The organism is Pseudomonas sp. TE31087 (genome assembly GCF_057284075.1).
The window spans coordinates 1233598-1254483 of record NZ_JBXVNN010000001.1 but is presented as its reverse complement, the minus strand read 5'-3'; the positions used below and the strand labels follow the sequence as shown (position 1 = coordinate 1254483).

Annotated in this window: 16 protein-coding genes and 1 pseudogene; 11 read left to right on the top strand and 6 right to left on the bottom strand. The window is 63.8% G+C overall.

The window, feature by feature from the left end; translation table 11 throughout:
- The first annotated feature begins 3 nt into the window (after positions 1-3).
- Entirely contained in the window at positions 4-5004 is a 5001-nt protein-coding gene (locus ACZ899_RS05580) for a dermonecrotic toxin domain-containing protein (protein WP_234561138.1), read from the top strand.
- 2 nt (positions 5005-5006) lie between these two features.
- On the opposite strand, the gene ACZ899_RS05575 is transcribed toward ACZ899_RS05580, so the two are convergent.
- Positions 5007-7511 (bottom strand): UvrD-helicase domain-containing protein, encoded by a 2505-nt coding sequence (locus ACZ899_RS05575; RefSeq protein WP_232856981.1) that lies wholly within the window; start codon positions 7509-7511, stop codon positions 5007-5009.
- Between the two features lie 187 nt (positions 7512-7698).
- On the opposite strand from ACZ899_RS05575, the gene ACZ899_RS05570 reads away from it, so the two are divergent.
- On the top strand, positions 7699-8397 hold the full coding sequence (locus ACZ899_RS05570; RefSeq protein WP_203646415.1) for a pirin family protein: 699 nt from the start codon (positions 7699-7701) through the stop codon (positions 8395-8397).
- Between the two features lie 49 nt (positions 8398-8446).
- On the opposite strand, the gene ACZ899_RS05565 is transcribed toward ACZ899_RS05570, so the two are convergent.
- The 3 genes from ACZ899_RS05565 to hisN form a co-directional block, all read right to left on the bottom strand.
- Entirely contained in the window at positions 8447-9403 is a 957-nt protein-coding gene (locus ACZ899_RS05565) for an AraC family transcriptional regulator (RefSeq protein ID WP_203646413.1), read from the bottom strand.
- A gap of 239 nt (positions 9404-9642) precedes the next feature.
- The gene (locus ACZ899_RS05560) at positions 9643-10377 is read right to left on the bottom strand and encodes a hypothetical protein (RefSeq protein ID WP_203646410.1); all 735 of its coding nucleotides are present in this window, start codon (positions 10375-10377) and stop codon (positions 9643-9645) included.
- A 111-nt stretch (positions 10378-10488) separates the two neighbouring features.
- Entirely contained in the window at positions 10489-11280 is a 792-nt protein-coding gene (gene hisN, locus ACZ899_RS05555; RefSeq protein ID WP_234561137.1) for a histidinol-phosphatase, read from the bottom strand.
- A gap of 229 nt (positions 11281-11509) precedes the next feature.
- Between hisN and ACZ899_RS05550 the strand changes: the two genes are divergently transcribed.
- Positions 11510-12148: a helix-turn-helix transcriptional regulator gene (locus ACZ899_RS05550; RefSeq protein ID WP_234561136.1), complete on the top strand. Its 639-nt coding sequence runs from the start codon at positions 11510-11512 to the stop codon at positions 12146-12148.
- An 862-nt stretch (positions 12149-13010) separates the two neighbouring features.
- On the opposite strand, the gene ACZ899_RS05545 is transcribed toward ACZ899_RS05550, so the two are convergent.
- Both ACZ899_RS05545 and ACZ899_RS05540 read right to left on the bottom strand, forming a co-directional pair.
- Positions 13011-13418 (bottom strand): DUF1294 domain-containing protein, encoded by a 408-nt coding sequence (locus ACZ899_RS05545; RefSeq protein WP_234561504.1) that lies wholly within the window; start codon positions 13416-13418, stop codon positions 13011-13013.
- Between the two features lie 10 nt (positions 13419-13428).
- Positions 13429-14259: an undecaprenyl-diphosphate phosphatase gene (locus tag ACZ899_RS05540; RefSeq protein WP_203646402.1), complete on the bottom strand. Its 831-nt coding sequence runs from the start codon at positions 14257-14259 to the stop codon at positions 13429-13431.
- 300 nt (positions 14260-14559) lie between these two features.
- On the opposite strand from ACZ899_RS05540, the pseudogene ACZ899_RS05535 reads away from it, so the two are divergent.
- The 8 genes and pseudogenes from ACZ899_RS05535 to ACZ899_RS05500 all read left to right on the top strand — a co-directional run.
- Positions 14560-15321: pseudogene (locus tag ACZ899_RS05535) on the top strand (cache domain-containing protein); the annotation flags it as partial.
- Positions 15322-15459: 138 nt separating this feature from the next.
- Positions 15460-16194, top strand: coding sequence for a methyl-accepting chemotaxis protein (locus ACZ899_RS05530; protein ID WP_442799973.1), 735 nt, complete (start codon positions 15460-15462; stop codon positions 16192-16194).
- Between the two features lie 125 nt (positions 16195-16319).
- Positions 16320-16886: a nicotinamide riboside transporter PnuC gene (pnuC, locus tag ACZ899_RS05525; RefSeq protein ID WP_234561501.1), complete on the top strand. Its 567-nt coding sequence runs from the start codon at positions 16320-16322 to the stop codon at positions 16884-16886.
- Positions 16883-17434 (top strand): AAA family ATPase, encoded by a 552-nt coding sequence (locus ACZ899_RS05520; RefSeq protein ID WP_234561500.1) that lies wholly within the window; start codon positions 16883-16885, stop codon positions 17432-17434. The genes pnuC and ACZ899_RS05520 overlap by 4 nt, the downstream gene beginning before the upstream one ends.
- A 298-nt stretch (positions 17435-17732) precedes the next feature.
- Entirely contained in the window at positions 17733-18176 is a 444-nt protein-coding gene (locus tag ACZ899_RS05515) for a hypothetical protein (RefSeq protein WP_234561499.1), read from the top strand.
- Between the two features lies 1 nt (position 18177).
- A complete protein-coding gene (locus ACZ899_RS05510; protein WP_232856977.1) occupies positions 18178-18750 on the top strand; it encodes an adhesin in 573 nt (190 codons plus the stop codon).
- A gap of 52 nt (positions 18751-18802) precedes the next feature.
- A complete protein-coding gene (locus ACZ899_RS05505; RefSeq protein WP_234561498.1) occupies positions 18803-20113 on the top strand; it encodes a heme utilization protein in 1311 nt (436 codons plus the stop codon).
- Positions 20114-20178: 65 nt separating this feature from the next.
- Positions 20179-20859 (top strand): C39 family peptidase, encoded by a 681-nt coding sequence (locus ACZ899_RS05500; RefSeq protein ID WP_203646390.1) that lies wholly within the window; start codon positions 20179-20181, stop codon positions 20857-20859.
- The last annotated feature ends 27 nt before the right edge of the window (positions 20860-20886 follow it).

Sequence of the window (20886 nt, the reverse complement as noted above, 5' to 3'; positions counted from 1 at the left end):
ACCATGCATAGCATCGACCCGCCCTACCACCGGCAACAGATCCTGCGCAGCCTGCCAGGCTGGACCAGACAGCTGCAGCCAGCCCACGCTCAAAGGTTGTTGCGCCGCGCCCACCGGGAGCACGTCCAACCGGACGGGCAGCTCGCGGACTGGTTCGTCCTGGCGTCCCCTGCCCGACAAGCCGAATTGCGCCAAGCCATCAAGCAGCGTACGGCCAGCAGCAAGGCACTGGCCAAGGCCTTGCAGGGCCTGCAGGGCATTACCGAGTTCTGCGAACCTTTGCTGAAGGCGCGGTTGGGCGTTCAGGTTTCCCTCACGCAAGCGCAGTTCAGCCGTCAACCATTCACCCAGGGTCTGGAGGGCGAGTTCCCCGATCCGGATGCCTCCCATGACAGGCCTCGCCCGGCGATCCCGAGCGAACAGCCGTCCGGCGCCGCCACCCTCACCAGCCTGCTCGAAGCCGCCCTGCACAACTTCGAAGGCATGGCCGAAGTCGGCCCCTTCAGCACCTTGCAGCTCAGCGTCGACGACACCACCCCGGTCCCAGGTCTGAGTACCAGCGCTTTTGTCGGCCACTGCCGTGCGCTCGACCTGGGCAAGCGCTATCAGCAGCACCTGCGAAGCTTCTATGGCGGTAGGCGAAAAAACGTGCTGCAACCGCTGTGGCGCCAGGCGCGGCGCGACGAACTCACCGCGCAGGCGCTGATCGCCCATATGCGTGGGCACCTGACCGATGTTGGTCTCCAGGCTTTGCTCCAGCTCTGCACCAGCGACCAGGCGCCAGGTTACGGAGCGGCAACAGCCTCTGTGCGGACCTTGAGCATGCTGGGCACGCAACTGCACGACCTGTGGCTGTTGGCGGCAGACGGACAGTCCGATCCCGTCTATATCGCCTACCTGCCCTTCGACGACGATCGGCCTGTACAGGAATTCATCAACCTGCTGGCCTTCGGCAGGTACCTGCGTCGCCGCTTGCTGGAGCCCGACTATCGCGAACGTTTTCTGGAACATGTCGCCCTGAAGGATCGCCCGGAGCTGGCAAGAAAACTCAAGGCCAGGTTGTTCGAAGGCCCACTGGCCGAAGTGCCCCCTCTCGAGACACCTTCCCCGGCCTTTGCCGAGACCGAGCCCGCCACACATCCCTGGCAAGGAAGGGAGATTGCCAGCGAATCAGATGATCAGTCAGCACCGCGTCCCGTCCGCTTCCCCGCGCTGGCGGTACATGAAACGCCCATTGCCTTCCCGGTGTGGCCCAAGCTGTTCAACGACCATGTGCAGCGGCTGCTGGACGACGCTCGCAGGGTAGCGGTACCGACGGCGGATATCGACACCAAGGCCCGGGAGGAACGCCTGATGCTGTGGGGCGAACGCGGCCTGACCCTGCTGGGGGTGGCGGCCATGTTCGTTCCGGGCCTGGACGTCGCCATGCTGGCCGTAGGCGCCGGCCAGGTGATGAGCAGCATCTTCCACGGTTTCGAGGCCTGGTCCGAAGGTGACAACGCCCAGGCCGTGAGCCAGGTCGAGTCGTTGCTCGTCAACCTCGGCAGTGTGGTCGCCATCGCCGGTGTCGACAGGCTGGCCAAGGCCTCGGGCTTCGTCGACTGGATGGAAAGCCTCCGGCTCGATGACCAGGAACGGCTGTGGCATCCTCAGCTCGCGCCCTATCGCAGCCCGGTCGAACTGCCGGTGGACCTGCAGCCGGACGATGAAGGCATCCTGCAGTATGACGATCGGCATTTCCTGGAACTGGACGATGCCCTCCACGAGGTCCGCAAAGATGCCGGGGGAGACTGGCGAATCCTCCACCCGGACGATCCACAGGCCTACCAGCCACGCCTGCATGGCAATGGCAACGGCGCTTGGCGCATGGCGCACGAACGGCCTCAGGCGTGGCCTCGGGTCAAGCTGATGCGTCGTTTCGGCCCACTCTGCAAGGGGCTGACCGATGAGGACCTGCTGGCCGCACTCGACAGCAGCGGCCTGGAGCGTGGCGTGCTGGAACAGGCCCACGCCGAAGGCAGACGCCCTCCGCCATTGCTCGAGGACGCCCTGCGACGGTTGAACGCCGACAGCACCGCCGACACCATCATCGCCCGAACCCGCCAGGGCCGTCCGCTGGCCGCCTACAAACAATTCGCCATCAGCGTACTCGGCGAACTGCCCGGCTGGCCCGAGGATGTGGCGCTGGAGGTGTTCGACGGTGCCGAGCCCATGGGCAGCGCCACCCGCTATGGCCGCAACCGGCTCGGCGACCAGGTGATACAGGTGACCCGCAGCGACCTTGAGAATGGATACCTGGCCAGGATCGTCCTGGAAAACCTGGACGAAGAAACGGTGGCGGCACTGCTGCCTGAAGGAACTCCAGGCGATCAACATCAACAGGCCTTGCAGACGCTGATGGCCGATCGGCTGAGCGCAAGGCGGGCATCGCTGTTCGACAGTCTGTACAGCAGCCAGCCCAAGGCAGCTTCCCCCGCGACCCTGGCCATAGCTCGGCAGTTTCCCAGCCTGCCCCGGCGGGCACTCGACGAACTGGCCGGCCAGGCCAACAGTGCCGAACGGGACAGCCTGCTTGCAGGCCGGGTGCCGCTGCGTATCGCCGAGGAAGCACGGCTGCTGCAAGCCCGCGTGCGACTGGACCGTGCAATTCTGGGCCTGTACCGCAACAGTTTGGCCAACACCGATAGCCAGCTCATCAGCGACAACCTGCTGGCCCGTCACCCGCAATGGTCCGCGCAACAGCGCTATCACGCGGCACTCGCCGACCGCTGCGCCGCCGCCCGGCTGATTGGCCAGCAACCCATGCCCACCGGCTTTCGCTCGCCACTGCGTCTAAGTGATGGTAGGTATGGCTACCCTCTGAGCCCCGGCATATTCGCCTCTAGAGCCGAGCGCGAGCTGCATGCCTTGTACCCCGGGCTCACGGGGCGCGAGGTTCGACAACTGCTGGGCACCCTGCGCGCCAGAGGTGGCGCGACCGAGCAGATTCAGGTGTTGCGCGCTCAACTGGCAGTGCTGCGCGAACAACTCGGCACCTGGGCCAGCGCAGGCGCCAACGACTGGGGCGAGGAAGTCGGCGCGTTTTACACCACCACCACCGACCGGCTGATCCGGGCCTGGCAACGCCTGGACGGCGAGATGCTCAGCCTGTCCAATGTCGCCCTCGATGCGCTGCCGCCGCTATCGACACGTTTCGATCACATCACCACGCTGACGCTGGAGAACCTCAATGTGATCGAGATGCCCGCCGATTTTTTGCAGGCCTTCCCGTCATTGCGCCGAGTCGATGTACGCAGCAGCCCGCAACTCAGCGCCACATCGGTCCTGCGAGCGCTGCGCAATGCCCCGCAACTTCGAGAACTGCGCTTGAGCAGTGCGCGCCTGGGTGAGCTGCCGGTCACCGCCCACGAAGTATTGCCGACCCTGAACAATCTGCGCAGCCTGGAACTGCCCCGCAACCGTCTGACCCTCACCCTGGCGGACCTGCAGATGATCACAGGCCTGCGCCTGGAGAACCTGGACTTGCGGGCCAACCGCATTGCGCTGGATGCGGACATGGCGGGCGCGTTCCGTTCAATGCGCGAATTGCGGCACTTGCACCTGACCCTGAATCCGCTGGGCCTCAGTCCAGACCTGAGCGGCCTGGAAAATCTGGCCACCCTGCGCCTGGACAGCGGCCAACTTCAGCAGTGGCCCACCGGGCTCAGCACCTTGATGCAACGCACCCCCTGCATGCTGCGCGAAGTGGACCTGAGCATGAATCGCATCGGGCAGGTTCCCGATTTCGACACCCTCCTGAACTCTGCCTATTTCGACCATCTGCTGGCAAGGCGCGCCAATTATCGCTGGCGCTCCAATTACAACCCATTGGATGAACGGACCCGAGAAAGTCTCAGGGTAATCGGCGCCTCCGTCGAGGAAGAAGCAGTCGCGGAACCTCTTCCAGCTTCAGCGCAGCGAACAACCTGGCTGAACAACGCCAGCAATGCCCAGCAAGCCACCTGGAACGCACTATTTGAAGGCGACCGCAATGCCTGCCTGCGTGATGTGGTCGAACAGGTCGGCATGTCGGCCAGTGCGCTGCGTCAACCCGAGGTCTTTGCCCGCCAGGTCTGGACGCTGCTTGACCGGGCAGCTGCCAGTAGCCGCCTGCGCAGGCGGCTGAATGAGGTGGCCGCCGCATTCCCGGTCAGTTGCGGTGATGCCGGTGCCGATGGGTTCGGTACGCTGCAAATCGAAGTCATGGCCTACGATGAAACCGCAGGCATGGAGATTGCCACACCACCTCTGTTCCAATTCTTCCGGCGCCTGTTCCGGCGTGATCAGGTGAACGCCCTGGCACAGGACCTCTATAACGCGCGACTGGCGCGGCGCGATGCACTGCGAGTCTTGGACGCCTGGCAAGCCCGGCCACTGGGCGAGCGTGGCGCCAGGCCTGCGCTGCCGGACCTGCATCGCTTCGATACGCTGTCGGACGACGTGTTGCACAACGGCCTGGGCGAAGGTCTGGATCTGATCGAGATCCGCCTGGCCCTGCGCACCCGCTTGTCGAGGCGTCTCGATTTCCCCGAACCGCAGCAGGAGATGCTTTACCGGCAAACCGCCGAGGTCTCTACGTGGACCGAAGACGCGGTACATGACGAGGTCGAGATACAAGACGCCAGCGCAGACTTGCGTCGCCAATGGATCTCCCGTCACCCAACCTGGCGCCGTCTACTGCGCCGGGAGTACAGTAACCGCTTCGATGCGCTCAGGCGCCGCTGGGACGTCGGCTTGGATTACCTGGAAGGCAATGAACTGGACGACACGCTGGAACCCCCGGTAATCGAGGCCCTGACCCAGGCACTGGGCCGCAGCCCCCTTGGCGAAGATGGCCAGCCCCTGCGCCAGGCCATCACCAACGAGCCTTACATCGCGGGCATGAAACGCATGGCCCTGGGCCTGGAGGAGGACGAAGACGGCCTCTACCTGCGCCTGACCACCCGCCGCGATCCCAACGACTGAAGCTACTGGCCGCGCAGGTCCTCGAAGAAGACCTGCCGGCCCTGCACCTGGCTTGATGCGCGCGGCTGCCCGGCAGCCTCGCCGCTGGCCTTCTCCACATGCCAGTAGCAATGGCGGACCGCCCGGGTGACTGCCACATAGGCCAGGCGCTGCACCTCTTCCTTCTGCGCCGTGTCGAACGCCTGGGCATCACCTGGCTTGCCCAGGCCGGCCAGGCGGTAGACCTGGTTCTTGTACGGCGAGCTGGTCAGGTACTGGCAATCGCCCAGCATGAACACCGCATCGGCCTGCAGGCCCTTGGCACTGTGATAGGTCAGCTGGCGCAGGCGGCGCTGGCCAGGCGGCAAGCTAGAATCAGCCTTAATAACTGCCGATAAATGCTGTTCAATCAATAACTTATCGCTTGTTTTTCGAAACAGCATCATGACCGTTTCGCCACGCTGATAGTGTTCGATCACGGTTTCGGCCAGTGCCGCCTCGTCGCGGTCGAAGACCCGAACCGGCGTCAGCGCTAGCTCGGCCGCAGGCCCCGCGGCCCTGGCCTTCTTCCCGGTGATGGCCGGCGCGCCTTTGACCAGGTGCTCGGCGGCATCGATGATGTGCTGCTGACTGCGGTAGTTTTCCACCAGCATCACCCGCGTGTTGGCGGGGGACAGAAACGCCTTGGTGAACTCCATGAAGTACTTCGGCGAGCTGCCGCGCCAGCCGTAGATCGACTGCCAGTCATCGCCCACGCACATCAGCGACGAATGCTGCGCCACCCGTCCGGCATGCAGGGTCGGCCCACGGCGGCGAATCTCGGTCAGGCTCGCACGCAGCCAGCTGACGATCTGCGGCGAGACATCCTGGAACTCGTCGATCATCAGGTGCGCCAGGGGGCGCAGCAGCGGGTCGGGCAACAGCCCGAGGTTCTCCGGGTTGTTCTCGCCGAACAGGGCGAACATGCGGTTGTAGGTCATAACCGGCGGCGACTGGGCCAGCAGATGAGCCTCCAGCGCCTTCCAGTACAAGGCCAGGGCTTCGAAGAAGACCGCATCGGTGTCGCCGGACGGGAAACTCATGGCCGCCACTGCGGCATTGACGTCCAGGCCCAGGTTCTCGATAAAGCTTGCCGCGGTGACGAAGGCGTCGAGCAGCGGCGCCGGGGCCAGCTCGCCCTTGACCTTGTACTCGAAGCCAGGACCCGCCACGGCATCACCCGCCAAGGATGCCGCCAAGCGCTTTGCCGATGAGTAGTTATCAAGCCATATCAATGGCTTATCACAGAAAGCTTGAAACAGGGTGCGTTTAACCGCCCATTCCGCACGCACCGCCAGCTTGGCGCCAGGGCGCTGGTACTGGCCGCTCTCGGCTGGGTCGAAGCCCAGTACCACCCAGGCATCCAGCCCTTCCAGGCGACCGTGCACATGGAAGCGGCTGCCACGGATCTGCACCGTGTCCCGGCACGGCTCGATGCCCTTGATCGGCCAGGCGCCGGCGGCGAACCACAGGTCCTCGATCACATCGCACAACTCCTCGTCGCGCTGGGCCGCCAACTGGGTCACCTGGGCGCGTTTCTGCACGTCCGGGTGATCCGGATCCAGCGGTTTGAGCAGCAGGGCTTCCTGGCGCAGCGCCCCGATCAACTGGGCAAAACGCGGGCTCTGGCCCATCAGGTCGCGGTAGCACAGGTTGAGTTGCTGGCGCTGGGCGTCGTTCAGGCGCAGGTCGAACGGATTGCTGTCGGCGCTGGCCTCGCTGCCAACGGGCATCTCGCTGCCCAGGGTCTCGAACGCCCGTACCTGGGCGAAACCCGGCAGGCTGCGCACCAGTGGCAGGATGCGCGAGTGGAAGGTGCGCACCAGCTCGCGCCCCTGGGCCGGTGACAGCTCAACCTGCCACAGGGCGAACACCTGCAGCAGGCGCTGGATGAAGTCCTTGCGCGACTCGCGGGTGAAGGTCACCACGGTCAGGGCATCGAGTTCGAAGCCCAGGTAGTGGCGCAGCAACAGGATGCGCAGCACCAGCGAGGTCGACTTGCCCGCCCCGGCACCGGCCACCACGCAAGTGGACGGCGTGTCGCTGAAGATCAGCTTCCACTGCGCCGCGCTCGGTTGCGCCTCGGCAGGCAGGCGCTGGGCGACATCGGCCTTGAAGCGCTTCTTCAGCTCGGTGGTCAGCGGCAGGCGCCAGTCGTCAAACAGGTTGTCGTCCTGGCCCGGCACGGCGACATGCTCGGGGCGTGTATCGCGGATTACCAGGACCTGGCGCCCGGCCTCATAGCCATCCACCCGGCCCCGCTCATAGCCTTCGCGCAGGCCGTCAGAATGGCCGTTGCGCTGCCCCGTGGCGTGGCCCAGGAACCAGGAGTCACGGTGCTGCGCCTGCAGGCGCGACAGGCCACGCCCTAGCAGGCGGGCCGCCAGGCGGCGCAGCCAGGGCAACTGGGCGGGCGGGGTCAGGTCGGCCGGGGCCTGGGGATGCTCGTGAGGCACGGTCACTCCATTGAAAGTCGAAACAACGGGCATGTTCGCCTCATCCACGCAAAAGTGCCAGCGAATGCTTATGGATCAGGGCATTAGGCGATGAAACGCATGCTGATTCACACCAAATATTATCGAATTATCAGATCATATAAAGCCGATATTTACGCTTTTTATCGATCTATTAAAGCCGCATCATGGCCCCATTCCACCGAATCAGAGGAGCATCACCATGCTGCAACTGCGACCCTTCGAGAGCCTTGGCCACGCCAACCACGGCTGGCTGGACGCCCACCATCACTTCTCGTTCGCCGAGTACCATGACCCGGCGCGTGTGCACTGGGGCAACCTGCGGGTCTGGAACGACGACCTGATCGCCGCCGGCGCAGGCTTCCCGCCTCACCCGCACCGTGACATGGAGATCATCACCTACGTTCGCGAAGGTGCCATCACCCACCAGGACAGCCTGGGCAACAAGGGCCGTACCGAGGCCGGCGACGTGCAGGTGATGAGTGCCGGCAGCGGCATCGTCCACAGCGAGTACAACCTGGAGAAGGTCGACACGCGGATCTTCCAGATCTGGATCATCCCCGAGAAGGTCGGCGATGCGCCGTCCTGGGGTACCCGGCCGTTCCCCAAAGGCGAGCGTGGCGAGGGTTTCGTGACCCTGGCCAGCGGTCGCGAGGGCGATGAGCAGAGCCTGCGCATCCGCACCGATGCACGTCTGGTGGCCGCTACCCTGCGCGCCGGGGAAAGCGCCGAGTACCGTCTCGATGAAGGGCGCCGTGCTTACCTGGTACCGGCCAAGGGGCTGGTCGAAGTGAACGGGCTGCAGGCCAAGGCGCGCGACGGCGTGGCGATCGAGCAGGAGACGGTGCTGAAGGTGACCGCGCTGCAGGACAGCGAGATCGTGCTGGTGGATGTGGCCTGATCCACCTCGAACACGGGGCAAGCCCACTTGGGTTTGTCCCGCGCTTTGGCTAGCCTCGCCGCTTGAGCGTTTCCGACGGCAACTCACCGAAACGCTGGCGATAGCTCTCGGAAAACCGCCCCAGGTGCAGGAAGCCGTAGTCCAGCGCCAGTTCGGTGACGCTGCGCACCGCGCAGCTGGGATCGCTCAGGCAGGCCTGCACGCGCTCCAGCTTGCGTTGGCGGATGTACTGCCGGGGCGTGGTGCTCAGGTGGCGATCGAACAGCGCATACAGCGAGCGCACGCTCATGTTCGCCTGCTCGGCCAGCGCTTCGGCGCTCACCTCCAGTTTCAGGTTGCGCTCCACATAGTCCAGAATCCGCTCCAGACCCATGCCCGCCCCGCCCAGCGTCTCCATGCGCACATTGGTGGTCATCAGCGTCAGCAACTTGCTGGCGACGATCTGGCTGTAGTGCCCCTGCACCCGCGGCAGTGAGCCGCTCACTTCGGCTTCGTTGCAGATCATGCCCAAGAGATTGAGGAAACCGCCCAGTTCCTCCAGCCGGTAGTGGTTGCGCAGGAAGCGCACACCGCCACTGGGGCGCTGCCAGCGTTGTTCGGCGCAGATACTGTCGAGCAGGTGCACCGGCAGCTTGAGGATGAACTTCTCGCAATCCTCGGAATAGGTCAGGTCCACCGGGTCGTCCGGGTTGATCAGCAGCAGCTCGCCCGGCACCAGGTGGTGCTCGCGCTGGTGCCCGCGCCACAGGCAATTGCCGTTGAGCAGCACCTGCAGGTGGTAGATGGTTTCCAGTGCCGGCGAGGTAACGCGAACGCTGCCGCCGTAGCTGATGCGGCACAGGTCCAGCTCGGCGAACTTGCGGTGGCTGAGGCTGGCCTGGGGGTGGGTGGTGCGGGACAGGCCGATATGGTGCTGGCCCACATGCCGGTTCACATAGTCGGACACGGCATAAGGGTCGGCGTGGTGGAACACGCAGCTTTGCTCGCTCAGCAGGCGGCTTTCCATGGACAAGGCACTCGCCATCGTTATTGTTATGGGCGCCACCCGCTGCTACCCGGGAGGGTGCGCAGGTGGTCGTTCACGGTCATTCTATCCAGCCGCGCGGGGTGTGTCGGGGCAGGTGACGGTCGGCTGGCAAGGCCCACACTAAGCAAAAACCCGGGGTCTGGGCAATGCGCAGGCGACAAACGCCGGGCGGACAGCGGACAGTGACCGGGTCAGCTTGTGCGATCAGCGGACATGGATCATTGCACCGGCAGGAAATTCATCAGCAGCAGGCTCTGCGCATAGTTCAGGCCGATCCGTCGGTAGCGCTCATCGAGCATCTGCGCCAGCAGGTCCAGGCGGGCGACGACCTTGCCGAACTCCACGGCGAAGCTCAGGTTGCTGCCCTGCTCGGAGATCTCGTTGGAGAACAGCAGCAGCACGCCGTTGGCATCCTGGCGCTGGCTGAGCATCCAGGTGGCCTTCTCGATGTTGCGGGCGGCGTTGTTGATGAACAACGGGTCAAGGGTGTCGGTCATGTAGAACTCGGTGCGCCCGCCATGGGCGGTAACCAGCATGCTGCCGATGGCGTAGATGAACGCGCCGACCCGATCACCGCGAAATTCAGGGCTCAGGGCGTAGCTCAGGGCCGCCAGGTCACGGCGCTCGCCCAGTTGCGGCAAGGGTTGGCGCTGCTCGATGGCGATGCGGATCTGCCGCGCCGCCGTGGTGGCGTCGAGGTACCCGGACTGTTTCCACTGGCTGGGGTTACGCAGGTACAGCTTGTTCATCAGCAAGTAGAGGCTTTGCAGGTTGTCGCGCATGGCCAGGGTCGCCATGCGGTCGACACTGGTCTGGAACAGCTCGTCCGGCTTGCCGTTGCCGAACTGGGTGAGCATGTCGCGCCCCTGTTGCTGGGTGCAGGCGGCCAGGCACACCAGGGTACCGGCCAGCAGCAGGCGGCGGGGAAACTGAGCATGTCGTCGTACGGCCATCGGCACCGGTGGAAGTCGTCGGCCCAGCCGGGGATCGGCGGGGCCTGGCCATGCATAGAACGCACAAATGCGAAAAAGTGCGATGGCGAGGCCGATTGCGGGCGCACAGCCTTACATGGCGTGACGCAGCATCTCCACCACCTGCGCGTGCAGCGCCGGATTGCCGCAGGCCACCACGCAGCCACCGTCCTGGGCCGAGCTGCCATCCCAGGCGGTGATGACACCGCCCGCCCCTTCGATGATCGGCATCAGCGCCTGCACGTCGTACGGCTGCAGGCTCGCCTCGACGATCACATCGACGAACCCCGAAGCCAGCATGCAGTAGGCGTAGCAGTCGCCGCCGTAGCGCATCAGCCGCGCCTTGCCGGCGACCGCCTCGAAGGCCGCCTTGCGTGCCGGGGTGTCGAACATGTCAGGGGTGGTGCACATCAGCGTGGCCGAGGCCAGGTCGACGCAGGCGCGGGTCTTGAGCTTCGTTTCGCCGCGCCATGCGCCTTGCGGGGTGCCGATGAAGCGCTCGCCGGTGAACGGCTGGTTCATCACGCCGACCACCGGGCGCTCGCCATCGTTGAGAGCGATCAGGGTGCCCCACAGCGGCAGGCCGGTGATGAAGGCTCGGGTACCGTCGATTGGGTCGAGCACCCAGGTCAACGGGCTGCTACCCTGTGCGGCGCCCTGCTCCTCGCCAAGGATGCCATGCGTTGGATAATGAACCTGGATCAGCTGGCGCATGGCCTCTTCAGCGGCCTTGTCGGCGACCGTCACCGGGTCGTACAGGCGTCCGCCCTTGTCCTCGACATCCAGGCTGGCGCGAAAGTACGGCTGGATCGCGGTGGCGGCGGCCTCGGCCAGCTGTTCGGCGAAATGGCGGAATTCGACGATCTGGTCAGCGCTCAGGGACATGGGGCGGGCCTCGTGATGGGAAAGGATCGGCATCATACCCGACTGCACGATAAGGCGGATGCCCGGCGGGATCGATGATATTGTTATGCCATTATTCCTGCTTCATTTAACCGTCACTCAATCGTTGTACTAGGATAGCAAGCAGCTCCAACGGCCCCGCCGGCAGTCAAGGACGCTGGTCACTGGCGTGCGCGGGCCCTTTGTTCCAACGCCTATCATGGATGACACGATGAATTCGCACCTGCTCTTCCCGCAGATCGGCAAAGTCATAGCCAGTACCGGCAGCCGCCATTTTCCGCGGTATCTGCACGACCTGATCCAGACCCACCTGACTATTGATGCCACACACATTCGCCAGTTGCGCGACCCGGTTTGCGCCACCCGCCCGGACGCGACGCTGATCAGCGAGACGGTGTTCAGTGCCGGTGATTCGGGCGAAGACTTCGACGACCCTGCCCGTCTGCACCTGGCGCGGCGCAAGGATGGTTACCGCTACGAGATCACGGTTTTGCGGGCTGACCCGCGGGTTGGCTTTTCGGCGACCGAACGCAGCCGGCTCGAAGACATTTCGCCGTTGCTGCTGCCGATGCTGGAGAAGCACATCAATGCCTTGCAGCCGGCCGCGCCAGGACCTGTGGACCTCGACAGTGTCGAGCAGCGGTTTTTGGAACGGCTGCGACAGACGGGGATCCGGCTGTCGCAGCGGGAGATGCAGGTGTGCGAGGGGTTGCTGGCCGGGCTTACGGCGCCGCAGCAGGCCGAGCACTTGCGGCTCAAGGTCAATACGGTGGAGAGCTACCTGCGCAGGGCGGCGATCAAGTTGGGGATCAGTGGGCGGCATTCGTTGATGAGGTGGATGTATGGTTAGGGGGCTCTGGTTCTTTGGTGATTGTTTTGGTTTTTGCATGCACATTCGTAGGTGATGTCGACAGTTAGTCACCTTTTCGCCTTTACGGCGACCTACTTTTCTCTAGGGAAAAGTAGGCAAAACCGTTCCGCTCCGTTCATCCGGCCCCTACGCTGCGCTCCGGGGTCCCCTCGCTCCGTTCTTGCTCCCGGGAGGACCGCGCTGAACGCCCCATCCTGGGGCGCAGCGCTTGACGGCCATCCATGGCCGTCACCTCCCTCCGCAAGAACTCCGCTCGGCCTCCTGAAGTCGCAATTGGTGTTGCCTGAACTATCGCGCGCTTAGAAGCAAGAGCAAGAGCAAGAGCAAGAAATGCGAAGTTAGTTGTTTGACCATTAGTTATGCATTGACTGTTCCGGCCCTTTCGCGGGGCAAGCCCGCTCCTACAGGGTTTTATATAACGGCGACTATTGCGTGGGAGCGGGCTTGCCCCGCGATGCGATCGAGAGATTAGTTAAATTCAAACTAGCGACAGCTGCGCCAGTCCAGGCGCCGCCCGTAACTTCGCGACTTCAGGAGGCCGAACGGAGGTCTTGCGGAGGGAGGTGACGGGCATGGATGCCCGTCAAGCGCTGGGGCCCAGGATGGGCCCTGCAGCGCGGTCCTCCCGGGAGCAAGGCCGGAGTGAGGGAACCCGGAGCGAAGCGGAGGGCCGGATGAATGGAGCGAGGCGGCTTTGGTTACTTTGGCCAAGACCAAAGTAACCCGCCGTAAGGGCGGAAAGGTGAATAAGCGTCGACATCATAAATGAATGCGCATACAACTTTAAAAACCATCAAACAACAACAACAACAACAACAACAACACACAACAACAACAACCCTCAGATCACGAACCCCCAACGCCCCGCCAAGAACAGATAATCAACCCAAAACACCTGATGCACAAAAACAATCCCCCAGAACACCACCTGATAGGCAACCTTCCGCGTCTTGTGCCGAAACACCTGCTGCGCCAGCAACGCCCCCGGCCATCCCCCCAGCAGCTCGCTGGCATGCAGCACCTTCTCCGGCGTGCGCCAAGCCTGGTTCCGCGCCTGCTGCTTGTCCTGCCAGTACAACATCAAGCTGACCAGGCTCACCAGCGGATACATCGCCAGCGGCAGCCAGGTCCCATCACTCAACCCCATTCGCAGGCCACCCACCACCGGCAACAGGCAAAGCACCACCAGTACCAGCCATTTCAGGCGTGCATGGCGCACGCCCTCCTCGCCCCGAGGCGCACGCTGCATACGGGCCATGTCAACCGTGCGCCGTCGACCAGTCGACCCAACCGAACTCCCAGGTCGCCAGGATCAGCAGGCCAAAGGCAATCCGGTACCAGGCAAACACCGCATAGCTGTGGTTGGCAATGAACTTGAGCAATCCGCGCACGGCGATCATCGCGAAGATGAACGACACCACGAAACCGAGGGCGAACACCGGCAGGTCGCCCGGCTGGAACAACTCACGGTACTTGTACCCCGAATACACCGCCGCGCCGACCATGGTCGGCATGGCCAGGAAGAACGAGAACTCGGTGGCCGCCTTGCGCGACAGGCCGAACAGCAGGCCGCCAATAATGGTCGAACCAGAGCGCGAGGTGCCCGGAATCATCGCCAGGCACTGGACGAAACCGATCTTCAGCGCATGGCTCCAGCGCATGTCGTCGACATGATCGACTTCCACCCGATGCTGGCGACGCTCGGCCCACAGCATGATCACCCCGCCCACCACTAGTGCGGCGGCCACGGTAATGGGGTTGAACAGATACTCGTGGATCAGGTCGGCGAACAGCACGCCAAGGACCACCGCCGGGAAGAAGGCGATCAGCAGGTTGGCGGTAAAACGCCGTGCCGGCACCTGCGTGGGCAGGCCCAGCACCACGTCGAAGATCTTGCGTCGAAACTCCCACACCACCGCCAGGATCGCGCCCAGCTGGATGATGATGTTGAACGCCATGGCACGTTCGCCGCCGAAGTTGATCAGGTCGGCGACGATGATCTGGTGCCCGGTACTCGAAATGGGCAGGAACTCCGTCAGCCCCTCGACCACGCCCAAGATGATTGCCTGCAAGGCACTCCAAAAATCCATCTTTCCCCCAAGTGCGACGCTGCGCGTGGCAGGCCGCTTGTTTTGATTGACTCAATGATGCCGCACGCGGCGCGTGCTTTTTACAGCGACAGTGGCTCCCAAGGCCAGCTGAAAAGCCCAGCAGCCTAAAGGTTTCATCTGGCGCGGCCGAAATCCTAGCAGAGCCTGTGTTTCAAGGCTTGCGTTACCTGCTACACAGGATGTCAAGAAAGACTCATTAGCCGTTGGTCGAGTGGGGGCCGGCGGCAAAGCATGCTTGGATGCCCTGGATAAAAAGAACAAAGACTGGAGTAACGCATCATGAAGACCCTGAGGTCGATGTCGATCAGCCGCCGTCTGTGGCTGATCCTGCTGGTGGCCGTGGCCATGCTGCTGGTGTTGGGCCTGCTGATGCTGCGCCAGCTCCACGGCGACCTGTACCAGGCCAAGGCCGAAAAGACCCGCCACGTGGTGCAGACCGCCGCCGGCATCCTGACGTATTACCAGGGCCTGGAGGCCGCCGGCACGCTCACCCGCGAAGCCGCGCAGCAGCAAGCCCTGCAAGTGGTGCGCGGGCTGCGCTACGACCAGAACGACTACTTCTGGATCAACGACCTGCAACCGAAGATGGTCATGCACCCGGCCAACCCCAAGCTCGATGGCCAGGACCTCTCGGCCATCCGCGACCCGGATGGCTTTGCCGTGTTCAACGAGATGGTCGCCCTGGCCCGCAGCCAGGGTGCGGGGCCGGTCGACTATCGCTGGCCCAAGCCCGGCGCCAGCGACCCGGTGGAGAAAACCTCCTACATCCAGCTGTTCAAACCCTGGGGGTGGATCATCGGCTCGGGCGTTTACGTCGACGACGTGCAGGCCGAGTTCGCCCGCCAACTGCGCGACGCCTCGCTGGTCGGCCTGAGCATCGCCCTGCTGATGGCCCTGCTGGTGATGCTGATCGCCCGCAGCATCGCCCGCCCGCTGCAGGAGGCGGTACAAGCCATGGGCACCATCGCCAGTGGCGAAAGCGACCTGACCCGGCGCCTGGACACCCATGGCCGTGATGAAATCACCCTTCTGGGCGAACACTTCAACCGTTTCAACGGCAAGCTGCAGGGGGTGGTCGGCCAGTTGCAGGGCGCTGCCCATCACCTGGCCGAATCGGCCGGCCATGTCGGCGACAACGCAGGCGCCACCCAGGCCCGCAGTACTCAGCAATCGCTGCAGATGGACCAGGTGGCCACCGCGATCAACGAGGTTTCCTACGCCGTGCATGACGTGGCCAAGCACGCCGAACAGGCCTCCAGCGAGATGCGCAACGCCCAGACCCAGGTCGGCCATGGCCAGCAGGCGATCCACGGCAGCCTGCAGCAGATCGACCGGCTTTCGGCAACCATCGAGCAAGCGGTGCAGGTGATCCGTGAACTGGCCAGTCACAGCACCAAGATCGGTGGCGTGCTCGAGGTAATCCGCTCGATCGCCGAGCAGACCAACCTGCTCGCCCTCAACGCCGCCATCGAGGCCGCCCGCGCCGGCGAGCAGGGCCGCGGCTTCGCCGTGGTCGCCGACGAGGTGCGTCTGCTGGCGCAGCGCACCGCTCAGTCGACCGCCGAGATCCAGACAATGATCGAGCACCTGCAGGGTCAGTCCGAGGCCGCAGTGCGGGCCATCGACACCAGCAGCGAAGCCTCGCGCCAGACGGTCGAGCAGGCTCGCGAGGCCGGTAGCAGCCTCGATGCCATCAGCCAGGCGCTGGGCAACCTCGGTGCGCTCAATGCCTCGATCGCCAGCGCCACCCTGCAGCAGTCCCACGTGGTCGAGGAGATCAACCGCAACGTCACCGAAACCGCCGACCTGTCGCAACAGACCGCCGAGGCCGCGCGCCAGTCCAGCGACGCCGGAGTAGCCCTGGCGCGGCTGAGCGAGGACCTGGAGCAACTGCTGCGCCAGTTCAGGGTTTAGTGGCGGCAAGCGACAAGCTGCAAGCGGCAAGAAAGAGCGCCCCAGCAGTGTCCCCGCCACTGCAGCTTGCTGCTTGCCGCTCGAAACTTGTAGCATCCCGCCCTTTCCCCGCTCAAGGATCGCCGATGTCCGGCCTCGAACTCTTCGCCGCCGCGCTCGGCGTCATCGCCGTCTGGCTCACCGTCAAGCAGAACCCCTGGTGCTGGCCGATCGGTTTGGTGATGGTGGTGCTGTACAGCTGGATCTTCTACGAGGTGAAGCTGTACTCGGACATGCTCCTGCAGTTGGTCTACGCGGTGCTGCAGCTGTACGGCTGGTGGCAGTGGACCCGACCTGACCATATCGAGGATGCCCGCCAGGTGACCCGCCTGGCCCCTGCGCCGATGCTCAAGGGCCTGGCGGCCGGCCTGCTGGCCAGCTTGCTGCTGGGCGCGGGCATGGCGCACTGGACCGACGCCGCCCAGCCCTGGCTGGACGCCGCCCTCACCGGCTTCAGCCTGGTGGCGCAGCTGTGGATGGCGCAGAAGCGCCTGCAATGCTGGGCGTTGTGGGTAGTCGTGGACGTGATCTTCGTCGGCCTGTTCCTGTACAAGGGTCTGTACCTCACCGCCGCGCTCTACGCCCTGTTCACCCTGATCGCCGTGCGCGGCTGGCTGGAGTGGCGCCGCGACCCGGCGCTGGCAACGGTATGAAAGTCCTGGTGCTGTGTGGCCCGGAGTCCAGCGGCAAGAGCTGGTTGAGCGGCGAAATCCAGGCGCATTTCGGTGGCGTGCTGGTCGGCGAGTACGTCCGCCATTTCATGGAGCGCGAACAACGCGACACCTGCTATGCCGACATCCCCACCATAGCCCGCGGCCAGCTGGCCTGGGAAGATCAAGGCCGAGAGCAAGCACCGGCACTGCTGATTCTCGATACCCACCTGCTCAGCAACATCCTCTGGAGCCGGGCACTGTTCGGTGACTGCCCCGCCTGGATCGAAGAAGCGCTGACGGCGCGCCATTACGACCTGCACCTGCTGCTGCGCCCAGAGGGCGTCGAATGGGTCGGTGACGGGCAACGCTGCCAGCCCCGCCTTGAGGAGCGCCAGGCGTTCTTCGACGACAGCCTGGCCTGGTTGCAACGCCATCAGCAGAACGTGCAGGTCATCGACGGAGACTGGCCACAGCGCAGCGTCACAGTACTGGGCGCGGTGCAACGCTTGCTTGACGGAAAATGCCCGGCCTTCCCCACTGAATGTTAAACCGCTGATACACATCGACTGGCTTTAGTCCCCGGACTTGCGCGTATTGCCGCAGATTCGGGGGCAGTGTCACATCGCTGATACACCGCCGTCGCCCCCCCTTCGAAGCCCGATATTACGGGCTTCGCCCCCTTCCTTGCCGGGGATGTGTCTCAGCACTGATACACCAACTCTCTGACGCACGAGCGCTTCCCACACAAGCTCCTGATTCCCAAGCAATAACAAAAACCGGCACAGCTTCTGCTCTCCTTCTGGCAACGCGGCCCCTGGCCCAAACGCCGAAGAAGGAATTGCCATCGTGGGGAAACCAGAAAAAGGCAAGATCTGTCACCTCCTGCTGCTTGGTTGCGCTTTGGGATCCAGCTTCAGCCTGCCCGCCCAGGCAGACAACGGCATCGTCGTCATCACCCGCGAAGTGCAGACGCGCAGCGCGATACGCGCCCCCATGATGCCCGACCCCAATCCGGTCACTGTCAACACCAACCCGTCTGCGCACATCCTCAGGCAGACCAGTGAGCTGAGCGACGGCGACTTCGCCGGCATCACCAGCGGCGCCGGGATCAACTCGCTGATCACCCAGCAGACCAACACCATCGGCAGCAACATCGGCAACCAGACCCAGTTGCCCAACATCGCCGGCGGACGTGGCTCGGGCTCGGGCGGCAGCGGCATCGCCAACATGGTCAACTCCAACGTCCAGCAAGGCCTGGGCGCGTTGAAAGTGCTCGGCGGAGGCCAATGACATGAGGCATTCGCTGCTGATCCTGGCCACGCTGTGCAGTGCCTCGGCCTTCGCCCAATCCCCCGTGATCAACAATGCCACCATCGACAGTTCCGGCGCGCAGTATCAAGGCAACCTGGGCGTCAACCAGGCGGCCGGCGACCAACAGCAACAGGTCAACGCCCGAGCCATCGCCATCGGCCACGACGCCAACGCCAGCACCCAGATCCGCCAGCGCCTGCGCACCCATGTCGACCCTGCGCTGGACGCCCAGGCCAGCATCCAGGGCACGGCCTTCAGTCATGGCAACGGCATCCTCGGGGTCAACCAGAGCGCCGGCGCCAGCAACCAGCAAGCCAACGCACTGCGCATCAGCGTCAGTGCCCAACCGCAAAGCATCGACGACAGCGTCCTTCTGCAACAGAACGTGGCGCTGGTCAACAGCTCGGATCCAACTGCCCAGACACCCGGCCATCGCCAGGTCAGCACCAGCGACCAGGCATTCACCGGTAGCCGTGGCGTGGTGCAGTTGAATCAGAGTGCCGGGGTGGGAAACCGAACGGCCAACACCCTGAGCATCCGGGTCGCGGATTGACCCAAACAGGTAACAACAACACTTAACCTAAAATAAAGTACGGAGAACCACCATGAAACCCTCGATGGCACTCAAGCCTCTGGTTTTCGCAATTGCTGCGATCATGGCTGTGGCTGTACAAGCTGGGCAGAATGATCGGCGTGGCAACGACCATCACAATGGTCATCACAACAACGGTCATCACACCCCTCCTCCTACCAAGATCCCGGTGTATGCAACCGCCAATGCCTGGGACAAGCAAAGCAGCACCAACAACCGCATCAGCAATGAAGGCACCGTGAACGAAGCCGAAATGAGCAGCTCGGCTTCCGGCACCAGCGGCAACGTCGGTGTCAACGTGGCCGCCGGCGCCGGCAACCAGCAAGACAACGCCGCCGCCATCGCCAACGCCGGTGCCGACTCGAGCCTGGATAACACCTTCGTGTTCGGCTCCGCCTCGGCCACCGCCGATGTGCGTCAGTACAGCAACAACAACAAGGTCAACAACTACGGCACCACCAACTCCGGCATCATGAGCGGCTCGGGCAACAACGGCAGCGGCAACATGGGCATCAACATTGCCGGTGGCGACCTGAACCAGCAGAAAAACACCATGGCCATTGCCAACTCCAATGCGCCACTGGGTAATGCCACCGCCACCGCCTCCGCCGACCAGAATGGTCCTGGCCTGGTGGTGAACAACAACGGTGACCGCGAGTACCGCGTCGACACCATCACCCTGACCACCAGCACCAGCGGCAGCGCCTCGTACAACAGGGACTCCAGCTACAGCAAGGATCGCAGCTCGTCGTCGAGCTGGGAAGCAGCCGGCGCCAAGAGCTGGAATGCCAGTGGCTCGAAGAGCTCCGACGCCAGCGGTTCGCGTAGCCACGAGTCGGCCTCCTCGGCAAGTGGTTCTCTGAACGCTTCGCTGGATGCCTCGGCAAACGGCAGCGTGACCCAGTCCACCGACTTTGGCCGCTTCGAACGCAGCCGCACCGACTCGTTCGATGCGTCGCTGACCGCCTCGCTTGACGCGTCGTATGAAAAATCGCGCGAGAAGTCTTCCAGCTCCTCGTACGAGAAAGCCTACGACTCTTCGTTCGAGAAGGCCTACGACTCTTCGTACGAAAAATCGGGCAGCAAAGCCTCCGAGTCCTCGAAGTCCGGTTCGAGCAGCTTCGAGGAATCCAGCTCGTTCGACCTGAGCAACACCGTGTCGTTCCAGGTGCTGACTCCTACCGGCTGGGCTAACGCTGTGACCAACACCGCCACCCTGAGTGGCTCGGTGAATGGCGGCAGCGGCAACCTCGGCGTCAACGTGGCAGCCGGTGTGGGCAACCAGCAGAGCAACTCGCTGGCCATCTCCAACACTTCGTTCTGACAGCTGTGACCTTGAGGCCCCCTTCGGGGGGCCTTTCCTCGACAGGATCTGGGGGAGGCAAGACCATGCGTATGATCGCCTTGGCGTTTTTGCTGTGCATGGCCAGTTACAGCGAAGCGGCGCAGATGCCGCTTTCGGTTTTGCCGGGGGGCGCGGTGATCTACAAGCCCATCCAGAGCATCCGCGAGCGCAAATTCGCCGACCTGGTGCAACAGAAGACCGATTTCAGTTGCGGCGCCGCAGCGCTGGCAACCATCCTGCGCCAGGCCTACTGGCTGGACGTGGACGAACACACGATCATCGAGGGCATGCTGGCCCACGCCGACCAGGACCTGGTCAAGGTCCAGGGCTTCTCGATGCTCGACATGAAGCGCTATGTGGAAAGCCTCGGCATGCGTGCCCGCGGCTACCGGGTCGCCGCCGACACCCTGACCAGCGTGCGCATTCCCGTGGTGGTGCTGATGGACATCCGTGGCTACAAGCACTTCGTGGTCCTGCAACGGGTCGACAAAGGCTGGGTCTACATCGGCGACCCGGTGCTCGGCCACAAACGCTACAAGGTCGAAGATTTCCTCAAGGGCTGGAACGGCATCATCTTCGCCGTGATCGGCCAGGGCTACGACAAGACCAACGCCTTGCTCGACCCGCCCCTGCCGCTGAGCGCCAAGGACCGCATCAATTCCTTCACCCCGGTCAAGGATGCCGAACTGATGGACTTCGGCTTCATCCGCAGCGACTTCTTCTAATGATAATCGAGCGCGACGCGTCGGGAG